Genomic DNA, 21240 nt, shown 5'->3' with positions numbered 1-21240 from the left:
CATACGGGCGGCCGGCGACAGCCTCGCTGCGGGGCGGCCCTTGCTCGCTGTCCCTGGTTTGGGGCGTTTCGGGCTCATAGGTCGCGCTCGTTTCATGGGCTGTGGGAGGCGCGTCGCGTAATGAGGCTCTGACATGCGGCGCCTTCCCTGGCCGGCCCCGGCCCTTCTTGCCTGGGCGGGCGCCTGGCTTGTCTACGCCGCGCTGCAATCGACCCTAGGGCCGCTGGCCGCCTGGCTGGCGGCCTGTTTTTTGGGCGTGCTCGCCAGCCTGCTGGCCACGCCCTGGTGGCGGCGCCTGGCCGTGGCGGCGGGCTTTCCGCTGTCCTGCCTGATGCTGTGGGGGCCGGGCGGCCTGGCCGCCATCAGCCCCTGGCTGTGGCTGGCGGCGCTGGGCCTGCTCACCCTGGTCTACCCGCTCAACGCCTGGCGCGATGCGCCGCTGTTTCCCACGCCTACCGATGCGCTGCAAGGCCTGGCCGATGCCGCGCCGCTGCCCGATGGCGCGGCCGTGCTGGATGCCGGCTGCGGCCTGGGTGACGGCCTGCGCGCGCTGCGCGGCCAGTACCCGCAGGCGCGGCTCCATGGCATGGAGTGGAGCTGGCCGCTGCGCTGGCTGTGTGCGCTGCGCTGCCCCTGGGCCCGCGTGCGCCGCGCCGATATCTGGCTGGCCGACTGGAGCGGCTACCAGATGGTCTACCTGTTCCAGCGCCCCGAAAGCATGGGCCGTGCGGCCGTCAAGGCCGCCACGGAACTGCCCGAGGGCGCCTGGCTGGTCAGCCTGGACTTTGCGCTGCCCGGTGTGGAGCCCTCCTGGCAGCGCCAGGGCCCGGGCCGCCACAGCCTCTGGGTCTACCGCATGCCGCTGGGCGGTGCCGGTGAGGCCGTGGTGCATGTGCCCGAGCCCGAGGAAACGCACTACGAAAAGGCACTGCGGGAACTGCAGGAACGCCGGTGAGGGGCCGTGCCGCCTACTTCTTTGCGCTGGCCTTGCTCACATAGAGCGACAGCGCGGCGATATCGGCCTCGCTGAGCGTGGCCTTGAACGAGGGCATGGCGCCTATGCCGTCGCGCAGTGCGCGCGCCACGCGCGCGGCGTCGGGCTGCAGCTCGTCGAGCACGGGGCCGATGGCGCCCTCGGCACCCGCGTCCTTGAGCGTGTGGCACAGCGCGCAGGCGGGCGTGGCCGTGGCGAACAGCTTCTTGCCCAGGGCCATCTGGGCCGCTTCATTGGCAAAGGCGGGGCCGGACAGCAGGGCGCTGCCGAGCAAAGCGCTGCCCAGCAGGGCGGTGTGGATCAGGTGTTTCATCGTGAACATGGCAATGGGGGTACGGGCCCGCCACGGTCTGGCGCCGTGTGCGGGAGGTGACGGGAAGGGGGGCGGGATGGGCGCGCGGGCCGTGCTCAGGCCACGGTGACGGTCACGGCGTGGTCGGCCCAGCTGGTGTTGTTGTAGCCACTCTGGTTCTCGCCACGCATCTCGGGCTGGACCCGGCCGCGCGCGTCGGTGGCGCGGCTGGCCAGCACATGCGTGCCCTTGGGCAGGCGCGCCTGCAGCACGAACTGGCGCCAGGCGTACCTGCCCAGGTCGGGGCCGACCAGGCGTGCGGCCTGCCAGCTCTTGCCGCCGTCCGTGGACACCTCCACGCCCTTGACGGCGTCCATGCCGCCAAAGGCCACGCCGTGGATCTGCACCAGACCGGCGGCCTGCCCGCCGTCCTCGGGCAGGGGCGAGTTGATCCAGGACTTGACGCTCATCTCCTGCACCGAGGGCTGGCTCGGGTCGCCCTTGCTGCCGGGCGGCGAGATGCGGTAGCCGTGGGACATGATGTGGGCCTCGCTCTCGCGCGGCGTGAAGGCCAGTTGCCGGATGTACTTGATGTTGTTCACGCCGGTGTAGCCGGGCACGATCAGGCGCAGCGGCCCGCCATGGGCCAGCGGCACGGGCTCGCCGTTCATCTCCCAGGCCAGCAGGGCGTCTTCCATGGCCGACAGCGGCACCGAGCGCTCGACGATGACGCTCTTGGGGTCCAGCCCTGCGGGCAGTACCTCACCGCCCGTGCCGGTCATGTAGAGGCCGCCATCGGCCACGCCGCCCAGGGCCTTGACCACCTCGCGCACGGGCACGCCGCTCCAGACCACGCAGCCGGCAGCGCCCACGGTCCAGGCCGTGCCGCTGGGCTTGCTGGGAAAGAAGGCCCGGCCATTGCCCGAGCACTGCAGCACCATGGCCACGGTCTCCAGGCCCAGGGACTTGAGCTCGCGCACGCTGAGGCTGCGGGGCTGGCGCACGCCCTCCACCTGCAGCTGCCAGGCATCGCGGTCGGCCACGATGGATTCGGGCGGCGTGGGCAGGTTGTTGCGCACATAGAGCTGGTCGCTGGGCGTGATCACGCTGGTGCCGAAGGCGCCGCGCCGCGTCTCTATGGTGGTGGAGCTGTGGACGATGAGGGCATCGGCCTTCTTCCAGCCCGCGTAGCCGGGCAGGGGTTTGGCGGCCGGTGCCTGGGCCGATGCGCCCTGGTGCAGGCCGGCCAGGCCTGCGGCGGCCAGTGCGCTGGCGCTGCCGGCCAGCAGGCTGCGGCGCGCGGGGGAGGTGGGCAAGTGGTTCATGGTTGTCTCCTCGTGGTGGTTGTCAGGGGTCGTGTCATGGGGCAGGGCTGCCCAGGGCCCTGCTGGCCACGGCCAGGGCCTGTTTCTTCTGGGCCACGAGCACCAGCGGCCGGCCTTCGCGCGAGCGAACGACCTGCCAGTGCATGTTGGCCCACCAGCCCTGGCCATCCGCCAGGCGCTGGGGCTGGTCGAAGGCCAGCACGGTAACGATGCCGCCCTTCTCGAAGAAGGTGGTCAGGTGGTAGGCGCGCGTGCCGTCGATATCGCAGGGCCGCATCAGCTGGGTGTAGCCGGGCAGCTTCTCGCCGGCAGGCAGGTCCAGGCGGTGGGCGACCTCGGCCTCGGGCATGAAGCTGCCGCGCAGCGTGCGCTCGTAGTACTCGTGCTCGATGGCGGCGCGCACCAGCTCGGGCGGGCGCATGGCAAACACGGCCGTGGCGGCCGAGCTGCCCACCAGCAGCGCGGCGATCAGCCGGCGCACGCCGCTGCGCGCATGCCAGGGCGTGTGGCGCAGCAGATGGACGGGCGGCCCACCGTGCGGTCCGGGGTCGAAGGCCAGGGCCAGTTCGGCGCGCGCGCGCAGGTCGAAGGCCGATTCGTCGGTCGTGTCCGGGGCAGTCATTTCAAGCCTTGGTATCGGGTGGGGCGCAGCGGGGTGGGGCGCAGCGGGATCACGCTGGCAGTCTCTGGGGCAGGCGCCGGGGCGGCCTGCTCCAGCGCCGCCTTCAGCGCATCGCGGGCGCGCGACAGGCGCGACAGCACCGTGCCCGGCGCAATGTCCAGGGCCTCGGCCATCTGGGCCGTGGGCATGTCGTCGAAGTAATAGAGCACCAGCACCTCGCGGTGGATGGGCGCGATGCGCGCCAGCGCCTTGACCACGTCGAGCCGGTCGTCCAGCGCCGAAGGCGAGGGGGCGGGATGCTGGTCCAGCGCCTCGTCATCGCTGACCAGATGGGCCGATGGCGCAAGGTGGCGGAAGGCATGGCGGCGCATGATCTGGAACAGCCAGGCCCGCGCCATCGCGGCCTCGCGCAGCTGGTGGCGAAAGCGCCAGGCGCTGGTGAAGCAGTCCTGCACCACGTCCTCGGCCAGCGCGCGCGAGCCGGTCAGCGCCCAGGCGCTGCGCAGCAGGAATCGGTAGTGCTCGCGCACCCACTGGTTGTAGCGCGACTCGGCGATGGAGATCATGCGGCATAAGAGCACGCCGGGCGCCGCTGCATTCCATGGCCTGCCGACCGGCAAACCCTATATCGGCTCAGCTATCGCGAAGAGACGATGGCCCTCTGAGGGTCCATGGGCGGTCGGGATACAGCGCCTGTTCCGGCCCTGTGGGCCGCCGCGCCCGCCTGCTGCCCGAAGAACCGGGCAGGGGGCATGCCCACCGTGCGGTGCACCATGGCGCTGAAGGCGCTGGGGCTGTAGCCCAGCTCGGCGGCGATCTGCTGTATGGGAAGGCCGCGCGCGGCCAGGCTCAGGCCATGGGCCAGCACCACTTGCTGGCGCCAGGCGGTGAAGCTGCAGCCCAGCTGCTGCTGGAACAGCCGGGCCACGGTGCGCGGGCTGGCGCCGGTGTCTGCCGCCCAGTCGGCCAGGCTCTCGTGCTGGGTGGGGTCGGCCACCACGGCCTCGCAGAGCATGCGCAGCCGCTTGTCCTGGGGCATGTTCACGCCAAGGTGGACTTCGCTGGCCCGGCGCAGCTCCTCCAGCAGCAGGGCGCTCAGATGGTGTTCGCGCTGCAGCGTGGCGGCGTCGGGTGCGGGCTGGTCATCGCTTTGCTTGGGCAGGGCAGTGATCAGCTCGCGCATCAGCGGCGAGACCTCCAGCACGCGGCAGCGTGCCCAGTCCTGCGGGTTGCAGGCCACGCCGCAGTAAGGGTGATCCGGCAGCACGGGCCCCTGGGCCGGATCGTCCTGCAGCACGTAGATGGAGACGAGATCGGCTTCCTCGACCATGGCCACGGCGTGGACCAGGCCGGGCGGAATCCATACGGCCTTGGAGGGTGGGGCGATCAGCGTGCCCTGGGGGGCCGACAGGTGCAGCACGCCGTCCAGCGAGATGGCGATCTGTGCCCAGCTGTGGCTGTGCGGTATGACGCGCGTGCGTGCCGACAGACGGTGCTGCTTGGCGCGCACGGGGCGCTGGGGCGTGGGCACGAACAGGTGCGGATGCAGGGCCTCGACCGGCTCCATCGGCCGGGCCTTGCGCGCCGACCGCAGTGCGGCTGCGGGGCAGGCGCTGGGCAGGGTGTCGGCAGAAGTGTCGGCAAGGGTGCCGGGCGTGGAGACAGGCTTTGGCATGTTTGCGACAGAAGTTGGCAGACTATCGCATACAAGACGAAACGCTGCTGCCTAAGATGCGGCCCATGACCGCCTCTTCTTCTTCCATGCCGGACGCCGTGGCTCCGGACCCGCTGCGCAGCGATGTGCGCACCATCGGCCTGATCGGCCTGGCGCATGGTTCCTCGCATTTCTTTCACCTGCTGCTGCCGCCGCTGTTTCCATGGCTGATCGCCGAGTTCGGCTACAGCTATGCCGAACTCAGCGTGATGGTGTCGCTGTTCTTCGTGGTCTCCGGCGTGGGCCAGGCCATGGCCGGCTTTGCGGTGGACCGCTTCGGCGCGCGCCCCATTCTGTTTGCGGCGCTGGGCAGCTTCACCGTGGCGGGCGTGGTCGCCAGCCTGGCACAGGGCTATGGAATGCTGCTGCTGGCGGCCTTCTTCGCGGGCCTGGGCAATGCGCCCTTCCACCCGGTGGACTTCACCATCCTCAACAAGCGCGTGTCGGCCAAGCGCATCGGCCATGCGTTCTCGGTGCACGGCCTGTCGGGCAATATCGGCTGGGCGCTGGCGCCGCTGTTCATGGCGGGCATTACCACGGCCACGGGGTCCTGGCGGCTGGCCTGCCTGTGCGGCGCGGTGCTGGCGGCGACGGTCCTTGCCATCATGGTGTTCAACCGCAAGGCCCTGGACGACCGCGCGGCCGATGCCCATGCGCCAGTGGCTTCGCGCACGGCTGCGGCCGTGCCGCAGGAGCATCCCATGGCCTTCCTGAAGCTGCCCTCGGTCTGGCTGTGCTTCTCGTTCTTCTTCTGGAGCACCTGCGCGCTCAGCGCCATCCAGAGCTTCGCCAGCCCTGCCATGCAGTCCATGTACGGCCTGCCGCTGAGCGTGACGGCGCTCATCGTCACGGGCTACATGCTCTGCGGCGCGGCCGGCATGGTGGCGGGCGGTTTCCTGGTGGGCCGCGTCAAGCGGCTGGAGAAGGTGATCTCGATCTGCATGCTGGGTTCGGGCGTGGCGCTGTTCCTGGTCGGCACGGGCTGGCTGCCGGCGATGGTGGCCGTGGGCGTGGCCTCCATGGCGGGCCTGGGCACGGGCCTGGCCGGCCCCTCGCGCGACATGCTGATCAAGCGCGCCGCGCCCCCCGGCGCCACGGGCCGCGTCTATGGCACGGTGTATTCGGGGCTGGACCTGGGCTTTTGCCTTGCAGCCCCCGTGTTCGGCTACATGCTGGACCACGGCATGAGCCACGGCGTGTTCTACGGATCGGCCATTGCCCTGGTACTGAGCGTCGTGTCGGCCGTGGTCGTGGGCGATGGCGTGAGCCGGAAAAGCGGCATGGCTCTGAGCGCAGGCTGATCCCGGGCCACGCTCCCCAAAGGCCCCGCAGGCCAAGGCTTGCGGGGCCTTTGCTTTGGGCTGTGAGACGGACAAGGCAGGCACGGCAATTGCGTGCGACCTGCGCGGCGCCTGCTATCGTGCAGGCACAACTTTTTCAACACAGGAGACCTGTCCATGCGTTCCGCCTTTGCACCGCTTTCCCTCATGTTCCGCAGCGCCCCGCTGGCGCTGGCGCTGGCCGTGGCCGGCCTGTCCGGCAGTGCCCTGGCCGCGCCCAAGGCCGATATCCAGGCGCTGGCGCAAAAGCACCAGCAGCCCTTGCTGGACACGCTGCGCGACCTGGTGCACATCGAGTCGGGCAGCAAGGACATGGAGGGCGTGGAGCAGATCGCCAACTACGTGGCCGGCAAGCTGCGCGAGCAGGGCGGCAAGGTGGAGATCCTGCAGCCCACCGACGTCTACCGGCTGGGCGACACGCCCGAGAAGATCGGCCCCATGGTGCATGCCGAGTTCAAGGGCAAGGGCACCAGCCGCATCATGCTGATCGCCCACATGGACACGGTCTACCTGCGCGGCATGCTCAAGGACCAGCCGTTTCGCATCGATGGCGAGCGCGCCTACGGCCTGGGCATTGCCGACGACAAGCAGGGCGTGGCCCTGATCCTGCACACCGTGGCCATGCTGCGCCAGATGGGCTTCGACAACTACGGCACGCTGACCGTGCTGATGAACAGCGACGAGGAAATCAGCTCGCCCGGCGCGCGCAGCACCATCACGCGCATGGGTGCCGAGCAGGATGCGGTCTTCTCGTTCGAAGGCGGGGGCACCGACGGCGGCGTGCGCCTGGCCACCAGCGGCATCGGCGCGGCCTACCTCAAGGTCGAGGGCAAGGCCTCGCACGCAGGCGCCAAGCCCGAGGACGGCGTCAACGCGCTGTACGAGCTGTCGCACCAGCTGCTGCAGATGAAGGACCTGTCCAAGCCCGAGACCGGCCTCAAGCTCAACTGGACCGTGGCCAAGGCCGGCACCAACCGCAACGTCATTCCCGCCGAGGCCACGGCCCAGGCCGACGCCCGCGCGCTGCGCGTGGCCGACTTCACGGCGCTGGAGCAGGCCATGCAGGCCAAGGTGGGCCACAAGCTGCTGGACGCCAGCAAGGTGCAGCTCAAGTTCGAAGTGCGCCGCCCGCCGCTGGAGGCCAACGAGGCCTCGCGCAGCCTGGCCAGGCAGGCGCAGACCATCTACAGCGATGAGCTGGGCCTGAAGATGAGCGTGATGGAAAAGGCCACGGGCGGCGGCACCGACGCGGCCTTTGCGGCGCTCAAGGCCAAGGGTGCCGTCATCGAGGGCTTTGGCCTGAGCGGCTACGGCGCGCACTCCAATGATGCGGAGTACGTACAGTTGAACACCATCGTGCCCCGCCTGTACCTGGCCACGCGCATGATCATGGATCTCTCCAAGTAAGGGTCGGCTATCAGGCTGCAATCCTGCGTTAAGCCAAAGCCAGACGGTGGCTTGGGTCGCTTTTTCTGACCCTGCCGGGAGGTTGTTTTTCGAGGCCGGGTCTCGGCCCGGCGGCCGACTGCCCTTTCTTGATTCGCCGAGAAAGGTCAGGTCAAAGAAGGCGACCCGGACGTCCGCGACCCCTGCGCTTCGCTACGGGCGCGGCCATACGGGAGCGAACAGCAGGCGCCGAGCATTTGCGGACGCAAAAAAGGGCATGCCTTGCGGCATGCCCTGAAGGCGCATCGTGGGGCGCTCTGTGTTCTTTACTGCGAGGAGATGTTCTTGTCCTTGGCGATCTTGCTCCAGCGCGTGAAGTCGGCATTCAGGCGCGCCTTCATGGCCGCGCCGTCCTGGTAGGTGGCGATGGCGCCTGCGGCCAGCATCTTCTTTTGCAGCTCGGGCTCGGCCAGGATGAGCTTGAGCTCCTGGTTCAGGCGCTGGACCACGGCAGGCGGCGTGTTCAGCGGGGCGATCAGGCCGCCCCAGGTGTCGGCGTCGAAGCCGGGGAAGCCCTGCTCGGCCACCGACTTCACGTTCGGCAGCAGCTGCTTGGCCTTTTGCGAGCTGACGGCAATGGCGCGCAGCTTGCCCGCCTGGATGTGGGGCAGGGCCGCGACCACGTCGGCGAACATCACGGCGATCTGGCCGCCGATCAGGTCGGTCACGGCCGGCGCGCTGCCGCGATACGGCACGTGCTGCATGTCGAAGCCGCCCAGGTCCTTGAGCTGCTCCATGGACAGGTGGCCGAAGCTGCCCGTGCCCGAGCTGGTGTAGTTCAGCGCCGGCTTGGCCTTCCTGGCATGCTCGATCAGCTGCTGCAGGTTGGTCACGTCCGGCAGCTCGCGCGGGTTGATGACGATGGCCATGGGCAGGTCATAGACCGTGGCCACGGGCAGGAAGTCCTTGCGCACGTCGTACAGGTTGTTGTTGAACAGCATGGGCGCCAGCAGGGCGGGCATGCCGAACATGGACAACGAGTAGCCGTCGGGCTGCGACTTGATGAAGGCCGCCGTGCCCACCGAGCCCGAGGCGCCGGGGCGGTTGTCGATGACGATGGTCTGGCCCAGGCGCTCGGTCAGGCGCTGGGCGACGATGCGCGCGGCCGTGTCGGTGGGGCCGCCGGGCGGGAAGGCCACGGTCAGCTTGATCAGCTTGTCGGGCCACTGGCCCTGGGCCCGGGCGGCGGGTGCCAGCGCGGCGATGGCGGTGGCGCAGGCGGCGGACAGGATCTGGCGGCGCGAGGCCTGGAAGGGGGTGGAAGTCATATGTCTCCTCAATCGGGAAGGGGTGGAAATGAGAGCCGTGGAGCGGTCTGGTTGGGAACGTCTGCGCGCTCTCAGATGATGTTTCTGGCGCGCAGCGCGGCGCGGGCCTGCTCGTCCAGGCCCAGGCGCTGCTGCAGCACCTCGTCGGTGTGTTCGCCCTGGTGGGGCGGCGGTCGGCGCACGGGCAGGCGCTGGCCATCCAGCGCATAGGGCGGGGCCAGCACGGACTGGCTGCCGGCCTCGCTGTCCTCGAAGCGGTGCAGCAGGCCGGCATCGGCCGTGCGCTGCGAGTTCAGGGCCTCGAACAGGCCCAGCACCTCGCCGCAGGGGATCTGCGCGGCTGTCAGGCATTCGAGCAGCTGGGCGCGCGTGAAGCGCAGCAACTCGGCCTGCACCAGCGGCATCAGCAGCTCGCGGTTGGCCGAGCGTGCGGTATTGGTGGCAAAGCGCTCGTCGGCGGCCCACTCGGGCTTGGCGATGACGTCGGTGCAAAAGCGCTGGAACTGGCCGTTGTTGCCCACGGTGATGACCAGCGGGCCGTCGGCCGCCTCGAACACGCCGTAGGGCACGATGGACGGATGGGCGTTGCCGAACTTGGGCGGGTCGCCGGCCTTGAGCAGGGCCTCCATGCCGTAGTAGCTGGTGATCATCAGGCCGCAGTCGTACAGGGCCATCTGCACATGGCGGCCGCGCCCGCTGCGCTCGCGCTCGTAGAGCGCGGCCAGGATGGCCTGGGCCGAGTACATGCCCGTGAACATGTCCACGGCGGCCACGCCGAACTTCAGCGGGCCCTGGCCCTGCTCGCCGTTCATGGCCATGATGCCGGACTCGCCCTGCACCACCAGGTCGTAGCCGGGCCGCGTGGCCTCGGGGCCGCTGCGCGAGTAGCCCGAGATGGAGCAGTACACCAGGCGCGGGTTCAGTGCCGACAGCTGCTCGTAGCCCAGCCCCAGCTTCTCGGCGCCGCCGACCTTGAAGTTCTGGATGACCACATCGCTGTCGGCCGCCAGCTCGCGTGCGATGCGCAGGCCCTCTTCGGCCTGCAGGTCCAGCGTGACCGAGCGCTTGTTGCGGTTGGCGCTGTTGAAGTAGGAGGTGTTGCGCTGGCCCACGCGCACGCCCCAGTCGCGCGTGTCGTCGCCGCGGCCCGGGTGCTCGACCTTGACGACATCGGCGCCCAGGTCGGCCAGCGCCATGGCGCACATGGGACCGGCCAGCACGCGCGAAAGATCCAGGACGCGCACGCCGTCCAGCGGCAGGGAAGAGGGGAGAGCACTCATGCGAAACCTTGTCGAACCACGAAAACCGCGTCGGGCCAGAGCCCGGGCAGGCCCGCATTCTTCATTCGTTTATGGACTTTGACAATCGTGCTAAAAAATGGACATTGTGTGTACTGAGGTTTGACAATGGATCTGGGCGGACTGTCCCTGCTGGTGGACATCATCGAAGCCGGCAACCTGAGCCGCGCCGCCGTGCGCCTGGGCATGAGCCGTGCCAACGTCAGCCACCGGCTCAACCAGTTCGAGCGACAGATCGGCCAGCAGCTGCTGCGCCGCACCACGCGCCAGGTCGAGCCCACCGAGCTGGGCCTGCGCCTGTACGCCCATGGACGCGCGATACGCCAGGAAGCCATGGCGGCGGACGAGTCGGTGGACAGCCTGGGCCAGAGCCTGCAGGGCACCGTGCGGCTGAGCGTGCCCAGCGGCTACGGCCAGCTGCAGATGTCGGGCTGGCTGACGGAGTTCATGCGCATGCATCCGGGCATCACGCTGGAGGTGATCTTCGACAACGACATCGAGGACCTGATGCAGGGCGCGGTGGACTTCGCCGTGCGCGTGATGACCGAGCCCCCCGAAAGCCTGGTGGCCTGCAAGCTCGGCGATGTGCTCTACGAGGCCTGCGCCACGCCGCAGTTCCTGGCGCAGCATGGGCAGCCTGACTCGCTGCTGGCGCTCAAGCGCGTGCCGCTGATCACCTCGGCGCTCACGGGCCAGAAGCTGCGCACGGCCGGCATGAACGGCGCGCGGCCCACCGAACTGCGCATACGCCCGCGCCTGATGTCGCCCAACTTCCATTTCCTGCGCGATGCCGTGCTGCAGGGCCTGGGCGTGGCCGTGGTGCCGCGCTACATGGTGGCGGCCGAGTTGGCCAGCGGCGCGCTTGAGCGCCTGCCGCTGCCGCCGGGCAGCCTGGACTTTCTGGCCACGCGCCAGTACCTGCTGTACATGCCGTCCCACTACCAGACGCGGGCCATCACCACGCTGATCGACTTCCTGCGCGAGAAGGCCGCGGCGGAGGGACTCAGAGGCTGAAGATCTTTCCGGGGTTCAGGATGTTCTTCGGGTCCAGCGCCTGCTTGATGGAGCGCATCATCTGCACCGCGCCGTCGCCGGCTTCCTCGCGCAGGAAATCCATCTTGTGGATGCCCACGCCATGCTCGCCCGTGCAGGTGCCGCCCAGCGCAATGGAGCGCGACACCAGCTGGTGGTTGAGCTGCTCGGCGCGCGAGCGCTCGTCCTCGTCGGCCGGGTCGATCAGGTAGCCGAAGTGGAAGTTGCCGTCGCCCACGTGGCCGACGATGAAGTAGGGGATGCCGCTGTCGTCGGCCTCGCGCACCGAGTCCAGCAGCGCATCGGCCAGGCGGCTGATGGGCACGCAGGCATCGGTGGTGATGCAGCGGCAGCCGGGGCGGCTGGAGACGGCCGCGAAATAGGCGTTGTGGCGGGCCGTGAACAATCGCGTGCGGTCCTCGGGACGCTCGGCCCATTCGAAGGCGTTGCCGCCGAACTCGCCCGCAATGTCCTGCACCATCTCGGCCTGCTCCTTCACGCCCGTGGGCGAGCCGTGGAACTCCATCAGCAGCATGGGCTCCTCGCGCAGCGTGAGCTTGCTGTAGGCATTGACCATGCGCACCGAGTTCACGTCCACCAGCTCCACGCGCGCGATCGGCACGCCCATCTGGATGGTCTGGATCACCGTGCGCACGGCGGCCTCGATGCTGGGGAAGGAGCAGATGGCCGCGCTCACGGCCTCGGGCAGCGGGTACAGGCGCACCGTGATCTCGGTGGCCACGCCCAGCGTGCCCTCGCTGCCCACGATCAGGCGCGTGAGGTCGTAGCCCGCGCTGCTTTTCTTGGCGCGCGTGCCGGTGCGGATGATGTCGCCGCAGGCGGTCACCACTTCCAGCGCCAGCACGTTCTCGCGCATGGTGCCGTAGCGCACGGCATTGGTGCCGCTGGCGCGCGTGGCCGTCATGCCGCCGATGGAGGCATCGGCGCCGGGATCGATGGGAAAGAAGAAGCCCGTGTCCTTGATGGCATCGTTGAGCTGCTTGCGCGTGATGCCGGGCTGCACGGTGACCGTGAGGTCCTCGGTGTTGACCGAGAGGATGCGGTTCATGCGGCTCAGGTCCAGGCTGATGCCGCCTTCGACAGCCAGCAGATGGCCTTCGAGCGAGGAGCCGGCACCATAGGGAATCACGGGCACGGCATGCTGGTCGGCCAGCCTCAGCGCGTCCTGCACGTCCTGCGTGCTCTCGGCAAAGACCACGGCCGCAGGCGGGGGGGCCTGGATGGCGCCCTCGTCGCGGCCGTGCTGTTCGCGCACCGCCAAAGCCGTGGAGCACTGGGCGCCGAAACGCTGGGCCAGGGCTTGGAGGAAGGCTTCGGGGATGGTGCGCTGAACGAAATCAGGCTGCAGGCGGACGGGGGCGACAGGGGCGTTCATCGGTGTTCTCCAGGGGAACTGGAAAGAATACCACCGGCCCTGCCGCCCTCGTGTGAGTGGTTGCCGCCATGCGCCTCAGCATCAACGCGGCTGGACCGCCTTGCTGAATTCATCCCTGGACAGCGAGCCGTTCTTGTCGGCATCGATCTGGGCGAAATTGCTGCTCACGGCAGGCAGCGCCTCGGCTTCCTTCTTGCTCAGCTTGCCGTCCCGGTTGGTGTCGGCGCGGTCGAAGGCGGCCTGGACATCATTGGCGGGGGCGCTGGGGCTGGTTGCTGCCGGCCCGGGCGCAGCCCTGACACCTGTCGCTGGACCATTGCCGGGACCCAATTCCTGGGCCATCGCACCAACACTGCCCAGGGAGATGGCCGCGAACAACATCACGCTGCGGATTTCAAAACCGGAGACTTTGCGCAGTTGAGAGGTCATGTGTCGAACTCCTTGTCGAACGTGGAACATGACTGCATTCCACCTGCTGCAGCGCAACACGGCCAGCACTTTTGCCGGCTGTTGCCTGCTACAACATTTGCGTGCCGGCTGTAACGCACAATCAGGTGATGGGCCGTTACCGGCCCGGATTTCCCCCCACATCGCCAAGGAGAATGCCCATGGGCAACCGTTTGACACAGATCGCCACGCGCACCGGAGACGACGGCAGCACGGGCCTGGGCGACAACACGCGTGTCTCCAAGAACAGCGGCCGGCCGCACGCCATGGGCGATGTGGACGAGCTCAATTCCCACATCGGCCTGCTGCTGTGCGAGGCCCTGCCCGACGACGTGCGCGAGCTGCTGGTCGATGTGCAGCACCAGCTGTTCAACCTGGGTGGCGAGCTGTCCATTCCCGGCTACGAGCTGCTCAAGGACGAGGCCCTGCTGCAGCTCGACGAGGCGCTGGCCCACTACAACGCGCAGCTGCCCCGGCTGCAGGAATTCATCCTGCCGGCCGGCAGCCGCGCCGCTTCCCAGGCCCATGTCTGCCGCACGGTGGCGCGCCGCGCCGAGCGCATGGTCGTGGCGCTGGAGCAGGGCGAGGCCATGCGGCCCGCGCCGCGCCAGTACCTGAACCGCCTGTCGGACCTGCTGTTCGTGCTGGCGCGCGTGCTCAACCGCATGGATGGCGGCGACGACGTGTACTGGAAAAGCGAGCGGCTGGCCCGCGCGCAGTCCGCCGAAGAGTGAACCTGCACTGAACCTGCGCCAATCCCGCGCCAATCCCGCGTTTAGGACGGCCCATGCGCCTGCGCCACATCGAGGTCTTCAATGCCGTCATGCAGACCGGCAGCGTCAGCGCTGCCGCACGGCTGATCAACATCACCCAGCCGGCCGTCAGCCGCACCCTGCAGCACGCGGAGCTGCAGCTGGGCTTTGCGCTGTTCCAGCGCGCACGCGGGCGGCTCACGCCGACCAATGAGGCGCTGGCGCTGTTCCCCCACATCGAGAAGCTGTTCGAGCAGCTCGACGAGGTGCAGCGCCTGGCCGACAACCTGCGCCATGGCCAGGCAGCGGACCGGCTGACCGTGCTCACCGTCTTCGCGCTCAGCCGCGAGGTGCTGCCGCGCGCCGTGGCCGGATTTCGGCGCCGCCACCCGCAGGTGCAGGTCCATGTGCAGGCGCTGCACACGCCCCAGGTGGTCTCGGCCCTGCTGCTGCAGGAGGCCGACGTGGGCTTCGTCATCAGCTCCGTGGGCCAGCCCGCGCTGGAGCATGAGCTGCTGGCCGAAGTGGACATGTTCTGCGTGCTGCCCAAGGGCCTGCTGCCACCTTCGCGCATCCGTGAAGAGGGCATGGAACTCAAGGACCTGGCCGAGCTGCCCGTGGTCGCGCTCGATGCGCGCGACCCCCTGGGCATGCGCCTGGGCCAGGCCTGCCGCGAGCACGGCGTGGGCCTGTCGCCCGTGGTCACCGTGCAGACCTACCACGCGGCCCTGTCCATGGCCGAGTACGGCCTGGGCGCCGCCATCATGGACGGCTGCACCGCCCTGGCCGCCGACCGCCGCAAGGTCCATGTCGTGCCCCTGCTGCCGCGCATCACGGTGGGTGTCAATGCGCTCAGCCTGCCCCAGCGGCCGGGGTCGGTGCTGGCGCGGGCAATGACCGAGGAAATGCGCAAGGCCTTGCGCGAGTTGCTGGCTGGCTGAGGCCGTTCATACAGGCATGCCTGCTGGACTGCGGCTGGTGCGCCGTGGTCATTGGCACGATCGATTGCCAAATTCAACTGGATTCTCATGATCGATTGATTTGTTAATGAGAATTATTCACAATCATTGCCCGGGATCTGACGACTGCATCGTCATGAAGGAGGGGCATGAGAAATTCAGTAGCTTTGCGTCCGCGCTGGCAGATAGTTGCCTGGGCATGTGCTGCTCTTGCCTTTGCCGGTGGGCTGGCGCTCATCTTTTTTGCCGAACCAGCGCCTGAGGTCAGGCATGCACAGGTGAGCGCAACCAAGCCACCTGCGCAAGCTTCCGGGCCTGCTGCGCCAGCACCTGAAACTCCCGCTCCACCGGCGATCGCTTCCGTACCGGCGCCCGTGCCGGTGGCGCCCCCCACGGCACCTAGAGCCAAGGCGTTTCCTGCCGTTGTCGTGGATGCATCGGCGGAGATTCTGTACAACCGGCTTGCCCGCAGCGAGGTCACGCTGGACCAGGCCGGCGAAGTCGCCAAACTCCACAAGGCATTGGAGCCTTGCTGGATGGCGTCCCTCTATGAGCGCATGGCGCTGCTGGTTCCGCCGGATTCCGACCCCAAGGGGCACGCAATGGCGCAACGGCTGGCTCGGGAGCAGAGGGCCAGTGCGCGCCCTGGCTGCGGACAACTCCCGATGGACGCATACACAAGGGCCGATGAGTGGACGGCCCGGCTCGCGGTGCAGGGAGATCCTCAGAGCATGATGGACTATGGCGGAGCCTACTGGACCCGGGGTCTGGAGCATGCGAGAACGGATCCAGAGCGCCTCGCCGAGTATCGGCGCACCACCCTGATATACCTCAACGCCTTGATCGACCAAGGCTATGTCGATGCGCTGATCTCGATGGCCTCCATCAGAAGTAACCCCACATGGGGGGAGCCGCAGCCTGCCGAGGTGTGGGCATATGTCTATGCCGACGCCAAGGCCAAAGGCAATGTGTCATCGCAAGCAAACCTGCTTCAGAGCATCGACCAACGAGTGCCGCCTGAGGGCCGTCAACGCGCGAGGGATATGGCCCAGGAGTTGCTGAGGAGATGCTGTGGTGGCTAGCCAAATAACTTCGTTGTCACCGCGCCTGCCCCAAACGTGGCGCTCTATGATCATCATCGCGCTTGCCGCGTTACTCATCGCAGCGAGTTGGCGTGGCGTCTCCGACACCCAGGAAGATCCGCGCGGGTGGAACAACACCGAGATTGCTCGATTCATCCTGGAGACGGTCAACTCGTCCTTGTCGATTGGACAGTGGAAGCCCGGAGATACAGTGACCATCTGTCAAGCAGGATCCAGTAGATGCATTTTGGTGGCCTACATCAATCCGATGTCTCACGATGCCTGGGCCAAAGCAAAAAATGTCGATTCACGCAATCAACCTCCCGATGTCTCGCTATGGGAGCGCTTGATCAAGTGGATTCTGGGTCGAGGAGGTATGCCTCCAACAGGTTCCTTGGAGACCCTCATCGCTGATTGGGGCGAAGTGCCACCCGGGACGGTCACGGTCGAACCACTCCGGCCTGATGACACGCTGACAAAGTGCACTGGTTGCCATGGTTCGGATTGGCAGCAAATAGCCCAGCGGCCGGCATGGGAGCCGTTGCGAAGTGTGGAGGCCAGCGGTTGGCTTGCCTTGATTGGCGCCGCAGCCATGTCGGTGGATGCCCGACATGGCTGGTCCAAGGACGACTGGCAACTCGTACGGAGATTGAGCGGCGACATGACATAGGTGGCTGCGGGACCGGGTTCTACAGATCGTCCGCCTCCATCTGCCCCACCAGCCTCTGCGCCGACCCGAACGCCAGCGTCAGCCCCAGCGCGCCGTGCCCTGTCTGCAGCCACAGGTTGCGCGGACCGCCGCGCTGGCGGCCGGTGAGGGGCAAGCCGGTGGGTGTGGCGGGTCGCATGCCGGTCCAGGGGTGGAGGTTGCCGTCCAGCGGCAGGTCGGCGAAGACCTCCTGCGTGGAGCGGCGCAGGCTGGCGATGCGGCGCGGGTCGGTGCGCGTGTCCCGGCCCACGATCTCCACCATGCCGGCCACGCGCAGGCGTTCGCCGATGCGTGCGAAGACGACCTTGCGTGCGGTGTCGGTGACGCTGACCCGGGGCGCGGCGTGCGGCAGCTGCGCGGCGGCATCGGCGGTGATGCTGTAGCCCTTGAGCGGATAGACGGGAATGCTCAGGCCCAGCTGGCGCGCGTGCACCGCGCTTTCCCAGCCGCTGGCCAGCACGTAGTGGTCGGCGCGCAGCGGCAGCGGGCCTGCGGCGGTGCGCAGGCCGGTGATGGCGTCGCCTTCGCGCTCGAAGCCCTGCAGCTCCACGCCGTAGCGCAGTTCGGCGCCGCGCGCGGTGAGCCGGGTGGCCAGTTGCTCGCACAGCAGGCGGCAGTCGGCTGCGGCTTCGTTGGGCGTGTATACGGCGCCTGCAATGCGCTGGGCGTAGCCGGCGAGCGCGGGTTCGATGCGCGCCACTTCGGCGGCGTTGACGATGCGCTGCGGCGCGCCGCCCAGGCCCGCCTGCAGTGCCACCTGCTGCGCGGCGGCATCCAGCGCCTGCTGGGTGGGGTAGAGCACCAGCTTGCCCGGCGTGTGCAGGTCGCAGGCCAGTGCTTCGTCGGCCTGGAGCGACTCGAAGGCCCGGCGGCTTTCGGCGGCCAGGGCCAGCAGGGCGCGCGTGCCCTCGGCCGAGGCATGGGCATTGCAGGCGCCCAGAAAGCGCAGCCCCCAGGCCCATTGCGCGGGGTCGGCGCGCAGGCGGAAGGCCAGCGGCGAATCCTTTTCCAGCAGCAGGCGGGGCAGCATCTTCCAGATGCCGGGATCGGCCAGCGGCTGCACGTAGGAATAGCTCAGCTGCGCGCCATTGCCGCCGCTGGCGCCCTGGGCGGGGCCCGGTGCGCGGTCCAGCACGGTGATGCGGTGGCCGGCCCGCTGCAGCGCCCAGGCCGTTGCCAGGCCGACGATGCCGGCGCCCACGATGCAGACATGCATTGATCGTTTCTCCATGCAGCCGCACTGTAGGCCGCGCGCGGCAGGCCGGGCCATGGCATTTCGCACACGGGCCATGCACGCAGGTTATGGCCGGCGGCTGCTGCTCAGGGCAGGGCGACAGCCCATAACCGGCGGGCATGGACCGGCCCGATATTGTCATTCCGCAAAGGCCGCCGCCCTTCCTACACTGGCCGCACATCCACCAAAGACGAGGAGACAAGCATGCAACTTCACACCACCGCGCTGTGCGCGGCCCTGGCCCTGGGCGGCCTGGCTGCGGCCCATGCCGATACGCTGGCCAAGGTGCGCGAAAGCGGCCGCATCACGCTGGCCTACCGCGAGTCGTCCGTGCCCTTCAGCTACCTGGACAACGGCAAGCCCATCGGCATGACGGTGGAGATGTCCCAGGCCGTGGCCGAGGCCGTGAAGAAGGCGGTGAACCGGCCCGATCTGAAGGTGCAGTGGCAGGCCGTGACCTCGCAGAACCGCATGCCGCTGCTGGCCAACGGCACCATCGACCTGGAATGCGGCTCGACCACCAACAACACGGTGCGCGGCAGGGAGGTGGCCTTTGCCATCAACCATTTCTACACGGGCACGCGGCTGCTGGTGAAGAAGAGCTCGGGCATCAAAAACTACGCCGACCTCAAGGACAAGACCGTGGCCATCACCACGGGAACCACCAACCTGCAGGTGCTGCGCAAGGCCAATGCCGACAAGGCCTGGGGCATGAACATCGTCATGGCCAAGGACCATGCGGACGGCTTCCTGCTGGTGGAGAACGACCGCGCCGCGGCCTTCGGCATGGACGACATCCTGCTCTTCGGCCTGATCCCCACGGCCAAGAACCCCGGCGACTTCGAGGTGGTGGCCGACTCGCTGCAGGTCGAGCCCTATGCCTGCATGCTGCGCAAGGACGATGTCCAGTTCAAGCAGCTGGTCGATGGCGTGATCGGCGACATGATGAAGTCGGGCGCGTTCGCCAGGCTGTATGACAAGTGGTTCATGCAGCCCATTGCCCCGAGGAACGTGGCCCTGGGCCTGCCGATGAGCGAGCAATTGCAGAAAAACCTGCAGGACCTCAGCGACAAACCCGCTTTTTGATTTCGGATCGCAGCATGCAGCAGCAGCTTCAGCCCCCGCGCGCGGTGGGCATTCTCGGGGGCATGGGCCCGGCCGCAGGCGCGGATTTCGTGCGCCTGTTCGTGCAGGCCTGCACGGCGCACCTGCAGCAACAGGGCCTGCCCGTGCATGACCAGGCCTATCCCGAGCACTGGCTGGTGCAGCTGCCCATGCCCGACCGCAGCGCCGCGCTGCGCGCGGACCCGCAGTCGCCCACGGGGCCGGCCCAGCACCTGCTGCAGGGCGTGGGCCGCATGGCGGCGCTGGGCGTGCGCAGCGTGGCCCTGGCCTGCAACACGGCCCATGCCTGGCATGGGCAGCTGCAGGCGCTGTTTCCGCAGCTGCATGTGCTGCACATCGCGCGCCAGGCTGCCCTGCACCTGCAGGCCGGCGGCGCGCAGCAGGCCATCGTGCTGGCCACGCAGGGCACCTATGACAGCGGGCTCTACGACGCGGCGCTGAGGGAGTGCGGCATCACCGCGCTGCAGCCCGACGCGCAGGGCCGCGCGCGGCTCATGCAGGGCATCTACGACGGCGTCAAGCAGGGCGACATGGACCTGGCTGCGCGCTGCTTCGGCGAGGTGCTGGCGCCGCTGCTGCAGCGCCATGGCGATGTGCCCGTGATCATGGGCTGCACCGAGATCCCGCTGGCCCTGCCGCAGTCGCCGCTGGCGCGCGGTGCCGAGCTGGTGGACCCGGCCTGGATACTGGCCCAGGCCCTGGCCAGCGATGCCTATGGACAGGTCCGAGCTCCAGCGCATTAGTTTTTAAGGTGTTGCGCGCCATTCAATAACTGCCTAGGAACCTGGCGCGGCTCAACTCAGGGACACCGAGGAAGGGCCGCCCCGCACCGAGGGTGTCGTCCCCCTTCGGGGGGAAGGCGCTAAGCGACTCAGGGGGGGGGGTCAATAAGTCTCCAGATGCAGCCGGCCTTCGCGCTTGAGGCGCGCGCCGACCTGCTCCCAGTCCAGTCCCGATTGCTGCGCCACGTCGCGCAGTGCCAGCACCACGCCTTCCTCCATGCTCTTGAGCCCGCAGACGTAGAAGTGCGCGTTGTCGTCGCGCAGCAGGGCGGCGAGGTCGGCCGCACGTTCGCGCAGCAGGTCCTGCACGTAGCGCCGGGGCTGGCCGGCCACGCGCGAGAAGGCCAGGTTGTTGTCGATGAAGTCGCGCGGCAGGCTTTGCAGCGGGCCGAAGTAGGGCAGCTCCTGCGGCGTGCGTGCGCCAAAGAACAGCATGAGCTTGCCGCCCTCGAACCTGCCGCCCTTGCGCAGCCGCCTGCGCCATTCGGTCATGGCGCGCATGGGGGCGCTGCCCGTGCCCGTGCAGATCATCACGATGTGCGATCGGGGATGGTTGGGCATCAGGAACGACTGGCCGAACGGGCCTATGACCTGGACCCTGTCGCCGATGCGCGCATCGCACAGGTAGTTGCTGGCCACGCCGCGCACGGGGCGGCCCTGGTGGTCCTGGGTGACGCGTTTCACGGTCAGCGCCAGGTTGTTGTAGCCGGGCCGCTCGCCATTGCGCGCACTGGCCACCGAGTACTGGCGCGCCACATGCGGGCGGCCCTGGGCATCGGTGCCGGGTGGGATGACGGCGATGGACTGACCTTCGAGCACGGGGAACGGCTGGCTGCCGAAGTCCAGCACGATGTGGTGGGTTTCGCTGTCGAATCCCGCCTCCGTGCAGTTGAGGTTGCCGACCACGGTGGCCGTGACGGGGCTCCTGGGGCCATGCAGGTTGGTGTACGGATGGGCGGCCGACCAGGGCGGCACGGTGGCGCCGTAGCTGGCGCTGCGCAACACCTGGGTATCGGCCTGGTCATCGGGCCGGGCCGCATCCGCACCGCGCGTGGCGGCCGCCGCGATCACGGCCTGGGCCTGGCTCAGGTCCTCGGCGGCGGGCGCGTCCGCTGCGTCCTGTGCCTGGACCAGCGCCTCAGGCGGCAGCTCCTCGGGCAGCTCGTCCCAGAGCAGCTGCTCGGCCACGGGATAGGCGCTCGCCAGCGGCACCTTGCGCCAGTTGTCGATGGCGCCCGTGGGGCAGGGCGAGACGCAGTCCATGCAGCCGTTGCACTGATCGGCCAGGACCACGTAGTTGCGGTCATCGTGCGTGATGGCGCCCACGGGGCAGGTGGCCTCGCAGGTGTTGCAGCGTATGCAGATCTCCGGGTCGATCAGGTGCTGGGTGAGGATGCCGTGTTCTACCAAGGCGACTGTCATG

General features: G+C 68.5%; 21 protein-coding genes. 10 read left to right on the top strand and 11 right to left on the bottom strand.

Annotated elements, in window-relative coordinates:
- Window positions 1–133 precede the first annotated feature (133 nt).
- Window positions 134–955, top strand: coding sequence for a class I SAM-dependent methyltransferase (locus tag A9976_RS08880; RefSeq protein WP_183018689.1), 822 nt, complete (start codon window positions 134–136; stop codon window positions 953–955).
- A gap of 13 nt (window positions 956–968) precedes the next feature.
- On the opposite strand, the gene A9976_RS08875 is transcribed toward A9976_RS08880, so the two are convergent.
- From A9976_RS08875 to A9976_RS08855, 5 genes are all read right to left on the bottom strand, one after another.
- On the bottom strand, window positions 969–1316 hold the full coding sequence (locus tag A9976_RS08875; protein WP_183018688.1) for a cytochrome c: 348 nt from the start codon (window positions 1314–1316) through the stop codon (window positions 969–971).
- 86 nt (window positions 1317–1402) lie between these two features.
- Window positions 1403–2611: a sulfite oxidase gene (locus A9976_RS08870; protein WP_183018687.1), complete on the bottom strand. Its 1209-nt coding sequence runs from the start codon at window positions 2609–2611 to the stop codon at window positions 1403–1405.
- Between the two features lie 34 nt (window positions 2612–2645).
- Window positions 2646–3233, bottom strand: a complete 588-nt coding sequence (locus A9976_RS08865) for a hypothetical protein (protein ID WP_183018686.1) — start codon at window positions 3231–3233, stop codon at window positions 2646–2648.
- Window positions 3230–3799, bottom strand: coding sequence for an RNA polymerase sigma factor (locus A9976_RS08860; protein WP_183018685.1), 570 nt, complete (start codon window positions 3797–3799; stop codon window positions 3230–3232). Before A9976_RS08860 ends, A9976_RS08865 begins: the two co-directional genes overlap by 4 nt.
- Window positions 3800–3870: 71 nt before the next feature.
- Window positions 3871–4908 carry a helix-turn-helix domain-containing protein gene (locus A9976_RS08855; protein WP_183018684.1) on the bottom strand — a complete coding sequence of 346 codons (1038 nt, stop codon included), beginning with the start codon at window positions 4906–4908 and terminating at the stop codon, window positions 3871–3873.
- A 65-nt stretch (window positions 4909–4973) separates the two neighbouring features.
- On the opposite strand from A9976_RS08855, the gene A9976_RS08850 reads away from it, so the two are divergent.
- Together A9976_RS08850 and A9976_RS08845 are read left to right on the top strand one after the other, a co-directional pair.
- Window positions 4974–6248 (top strand): MFS transporter, encoded by a 1275-nt coding sequence (locus tag A9976_RS08850; RefSeq protein WP_183018683.1) that lies wholly within the window; start codon window positions 4974–4976, stop codon window positions 6246–6248.
- A 156-nt stretch (window positions 6249–6404) separates the two neighbouring features.
- Window positions 6405–7694, top strand: a complete 1290-nt coding sequence (locus A9976_RS08845) for a M20/M25/M40 family metallo-hydrolase (protein WP_183018682.1) — start codon at window positions 6405–6407, stop codon at window positions 7692–7694.
- A gap of 305 nt (window positions 7695–7999) precedes the next feature.
- On the opposite strand, the gene A9976_RS08840 is transcribed toward A9976_RS08845, so the two are convergent.
- Together A9976_RS08840 and A9976_RS08835 are read right to left on the bottom strand one after the other, a co-directional pair.
- Window positions 8000–9001 carry a tripartite tricarboxylate transporter substrate binding protein gene (locus A9976_RS08840; RefSeq protein WP_183018681.1) on the bottom strand — a complete coding sequence of 334 codons (1002 nt, stop codon included), beginning with the start codon at window positions 8999–9001 and terminating at the stop codon, window positions 8000–8002.
- 71 nt (window positions 9002–9072) lie between these two features.
- On the bottom strand, window positions 9073–10281 hold the full coding sequence (locus A9976_RS08835; RefSeq protein WP_183018680.1) for a CaiB/BaiF CoA-transferase family protein: 1209 nt from the start codon (window positions 10279–10281) through the stop codon (window positions 9073–9075).
- Window positions 10282–10407: 126 nt separating this feature from the next.
- On the opposite strand from A9976_RS08835, the gene A9976_RS08830 reads away from it, so the two are divergent.
- Window positions 10408–11313, top strand: coding sequence for a LysR family transcriptional regulator (locus tag A9976_RS08830; RefSeq protein ID WP_012202003.1), 906 nt, complete (start codon window positions 10408–10410; stop codon window positions 11311–11313).
- On the opposite strand, the gene A9976_RS08825 is transcribed toward A9976_RS08830, so the two are convergent.
- Both A9976_RS08825 and A9976_RS08820 read right to left on the bottom strand, forming a co-directional pair.
- The gene (locus A9976_RS08825) at window positions 11303–12727 is read right to left on the bottom strand and encodes an FAD-binding oxidoreductase (RefSeq protein ID WP_183018679.1); all 1425 of its coding nucleotides are present in this window, start codon (window positions 12725–12727) and stop codon (window positions 11303–11305) included. The two genes, A9976_RS08830 and A9976_RS08825, sit on opposite strands and share 11 nt — an antisense overlap.
- Before the next feature lie 81 nt (window positions 12728–12808).
- Window positions 12809–13156, bottom strand: a complete 348-nt coding sequence (locus A9976_RS08820) for an EF-hand domain-containing protein (RefSeq protein ID WP_183018678.1) — start codon at window positions 13154–13156, stop codon at window positions 12809–12811.
- 179 nt (window positions 13157–13335) lie between these two features.
- Between A9976_RS08820 and A9976_RS08815 the strand changes: the two genes are divergently transcribed.
- The 4 genes from A9976_RS08815 to A9976_RS08800 all read left to right on the top strand — a co-directional run bounded on the left by A9976_RS08815 (window position 13336) and on the right by A9976_RS08800 (window position 16637).
- The gene (locus A9976_RS08815; protein WP_183018677.1) at window positions 13336–13908 is read left to right on the top strand and encodes a cob(I)yrinic acid a,c-diamide adenosyltransferase; all 573 of its coding nucleotides are present in this window, start codon (window positions 13336–13338) and stop codon (window positions 13906–13908) included.
- A 53-nt stretch (window positions 13909–13961) separates the two neighbouring features.
- Window positions 13962–14867, top strand: a complete 906-nt coding sequence (locus A9976_RS08810; RefSeq protein WP_183018676.1) for a LysR substrate-binding domain-containing protein — start codon at window positions 13962–13964, stop codon at window positions 14865–14867.
- Window positions 14868–15313: 446 nt separating this feature from the next.
- On the top strand, window positions 15314–15967 hold the full coding sequence (locus tag A9976_RS08805) for a hypothetical protein (protein WP_043780170.1): 654 nt from the start codon (window positions 15314–15316) through the stop codon (window positions 15965–15967).
- A gap of 46 nt (window positions 15968–16013) precedes the next feature.
- On the top strand, window positions 16014–16637 hold the full coding sequence (locus A9976_RS08800) for a hypothetical protein (RefSeq protein WP_141441658.1): 624 nt from the start codon (window positions 16014–16016) through the stop codon (window positions 16635–16637).
- A gap of 19 nt (window positions 16638–16656) precedes the next feature.
- Here A9976_RS08800 and A9976_RS08795 read toward each other — a convergent pair whose 3' ends face one another.
- Window positions 16657–17892 carry a D-amino acid dehydrogenase gene (locus tag A9976_RS08795; RefSeq protein ID WP_183018675.1) on the bottom strand — a complete coding sequence of 412 codons (1236 nt, stop codon included), beginning with the start codon at window positions 17890–17892 and terminating at the stop codon, window positions 16657–16659.
- 222 nt (window positions 17893–18114) lie between these two features.
- Between A9976_RS08795 and A9976_RS08790 the strand changes: the two genes are divergently transcribed.
- A complete protein-coding gene (locus A9976_RS08790) occupies window positions 18115–18996 on the top strand; it encodes an amino acid ABC transporter substrate-binding protein (RefSeq protein ID WP_183018674.1) in 882 nt (293 codons plus the stop codon).
- A gap of 14 nt (window positions 18997–19010) precedes the next feature.
- Window positions 19011–19778, top strand: a complete 768-nt coding sequence (locus tag A9976_RS08785) for an aspartate/glutamate racemase family protein (RefSeq protein ID WP_183018673.1) — start codon at window positions 19011–19013, stop codon at window positions 19776–19778.
- Between the two features lie 141 nt (window positions 19779–19919).
- Here the strand turns inward: A9976_RS08785 and boxA are convergent, their stop codons facing one another.
- Window positions 19920–21239 (bottom strand): benzoyl-CoA 2,3-epoxidase subunit BoxA, encoded by a 1320-nt coding sequence (boxA, locus tag A9976_RS08780; RefSeq protein ID WP_183018672.1) that lies wholly within the window; start codon window positions 21237–21239, stop codon window positions 19920–19922.
- Window position 21240: the final 1 nt, after the last annotated feature.

It is taken from the genome of Delftia sp. UME58 (assembly GCF_014170385.1).
In the GTDB taxonomy this organism is placed as follows: Bacteria; Pseudomonadota; Gammaproteobacteria; order Burkholderiales; family Burkholderiaceae_C; genus Comamonas; species Comamonas acidovorans.
Note: the sequence above shows the minus strand (reverse complement) of the source record. Positions and strands in the feature narration are given on the sequence as shown.

Bases quoted from the DNA above. Each gene is read 5' to 3' on its own strand.
- A9976_RS08880 (WP_183018689.1), top strand. From the start codon at position 134: ATGCGGCGCCTTCCCTGGCCGGCCCCGGCCCTTCTTGCCTGGGCGGGC.
- A9976_RS08875 (WP_183018688.1), bottom strand. From the start codon at position 1,316: ATGTTCACGATGAAACACCTGATCCACACCGCCCTGCTGGGCAGCGCT.
- A9976_RS08870 (WP_183018687.1), bottom strand. From the start codon at position 2,611: ATGAACCACTTGCCCACCTCCCCCGCGCGCCGCAGCCTGCTGGCCGGC.
- A9976_RS08865 (WP_183018686.1), bottom strand. From the start codon at position 3,233: ATGACTGCCCCGGACACGACCGACGAATCGGCCTTCGACCTGCGCGCG.
- A9976_RS08860 (WP_183018685.1), bottom strand. From the start codon at position 3,799: ATGATCTCCATCGCCGAGTCGCGCTACAACCAGTGGGTGCGCGAGCAC.
- A9976_RS08855 (WP_183018684.1), bottom strand. From the start codon at position 4,908: ATGCCAAAGCCTGTCTCCACGCCCGGCACCCTTGCCGACACTTCTGCC.
- A9976_RS08850 (WP_183018683.1), top strand. From the start codon at position 4,974: ATGACCGCCTCTTCTTCTTCCATGCCGGACGCCGTGGCTCCGGACCCG.
- A9976_RS08845 (WP_183018682.1), top strand. From the start codon at position 6,405: ATGCGTTCCGCCTTTGCACCGCTTTCCCTCATGTTCCGCAGCGCCCCG.
- A9976_RS08840 (WP_183018681.1), bottom strand. From the start codon at position 9,001: ATGACTTCCACCCCCTTCCAGGCCTCGCGCCGCCAGATCCTGTCCGCC.
- A9976_RS08835 (WP_183018680.1), bottom strand. From the start codon at position 10,281: ATGAGTGCTCTCCCCTCTTCCCTGCCGCTGGACGGCGTGCGCGTCCTG.
- A9976_RS08830 (WP_012202003.1), top strand. From the start codon at position 10,408: ATGGATCTGGGCGGACTGTCCCTGCTGGTGGACATCATCGAAGCCGGC.
- A9976_RS08825 (WP_183018679.1), bottom strand. From the start codon at position 12,727: ATGAACGCCCCTGTCGCCCCCGTCCGCCTGCAGCCTGATTTCGTTCAG.
- A9976_RS08820 (WP_183018678.1), bottom strand. From the start codon at position 13,156: ATGACCTCTCAACTGCGCAAAGTCTCCGGTTTTGAAATCCGCAGCGTG.
- A9976_RS08815 (WP_183018677.1), top strand. From the start codon at position 13,336: ATGGGCAACCGTTTGACACAGATCGCCACGCGCACCGGAGACGACGGC.
- A9976_RS08810 (WP_183018676.1), top strand. From the start codon at position 13,962: ATGCGCCTGCGCCACATCGAGGTCTTCAATGCCGTCATGCAGACCGGC.
- A9976_RS08800 (WP_141441658.1), top strand. From the start codon at position 16,014: ATGATCATCATCGCGCTTGCCGCGTTACTCATCGCAGCGAGTTGGCGT.
- A9976_RS08795 (WP_183018675.1), bottom strand. From the start codon at position 17,892: ATGCATGTCTGCATCGTGGGCGCCGGCATCGTCGGCCTGGCAACGGCC.
- A9976_RS08790 (WP_183018674.1), top strand. From the start codon at position 18,115: ATGCAACTTCACACCACCGCGCTGTGCGCGGCCCTGGCCCTGGGCGGC.
- A9976_RS08785 (WP_183018673.1), top strand. From the start codon at position 19,011: ATGCAGCAGCAGCTTCAGCCCCCGCGCGCGGTGGGCATTCTCGGGGGC.
- boxA (WP_183018672.1), bottom strand. From the start codon at position 21,239: ATGACAGTCGCCTTGGTAGAACACGGCATCCTCACCCAGCACCTGATC.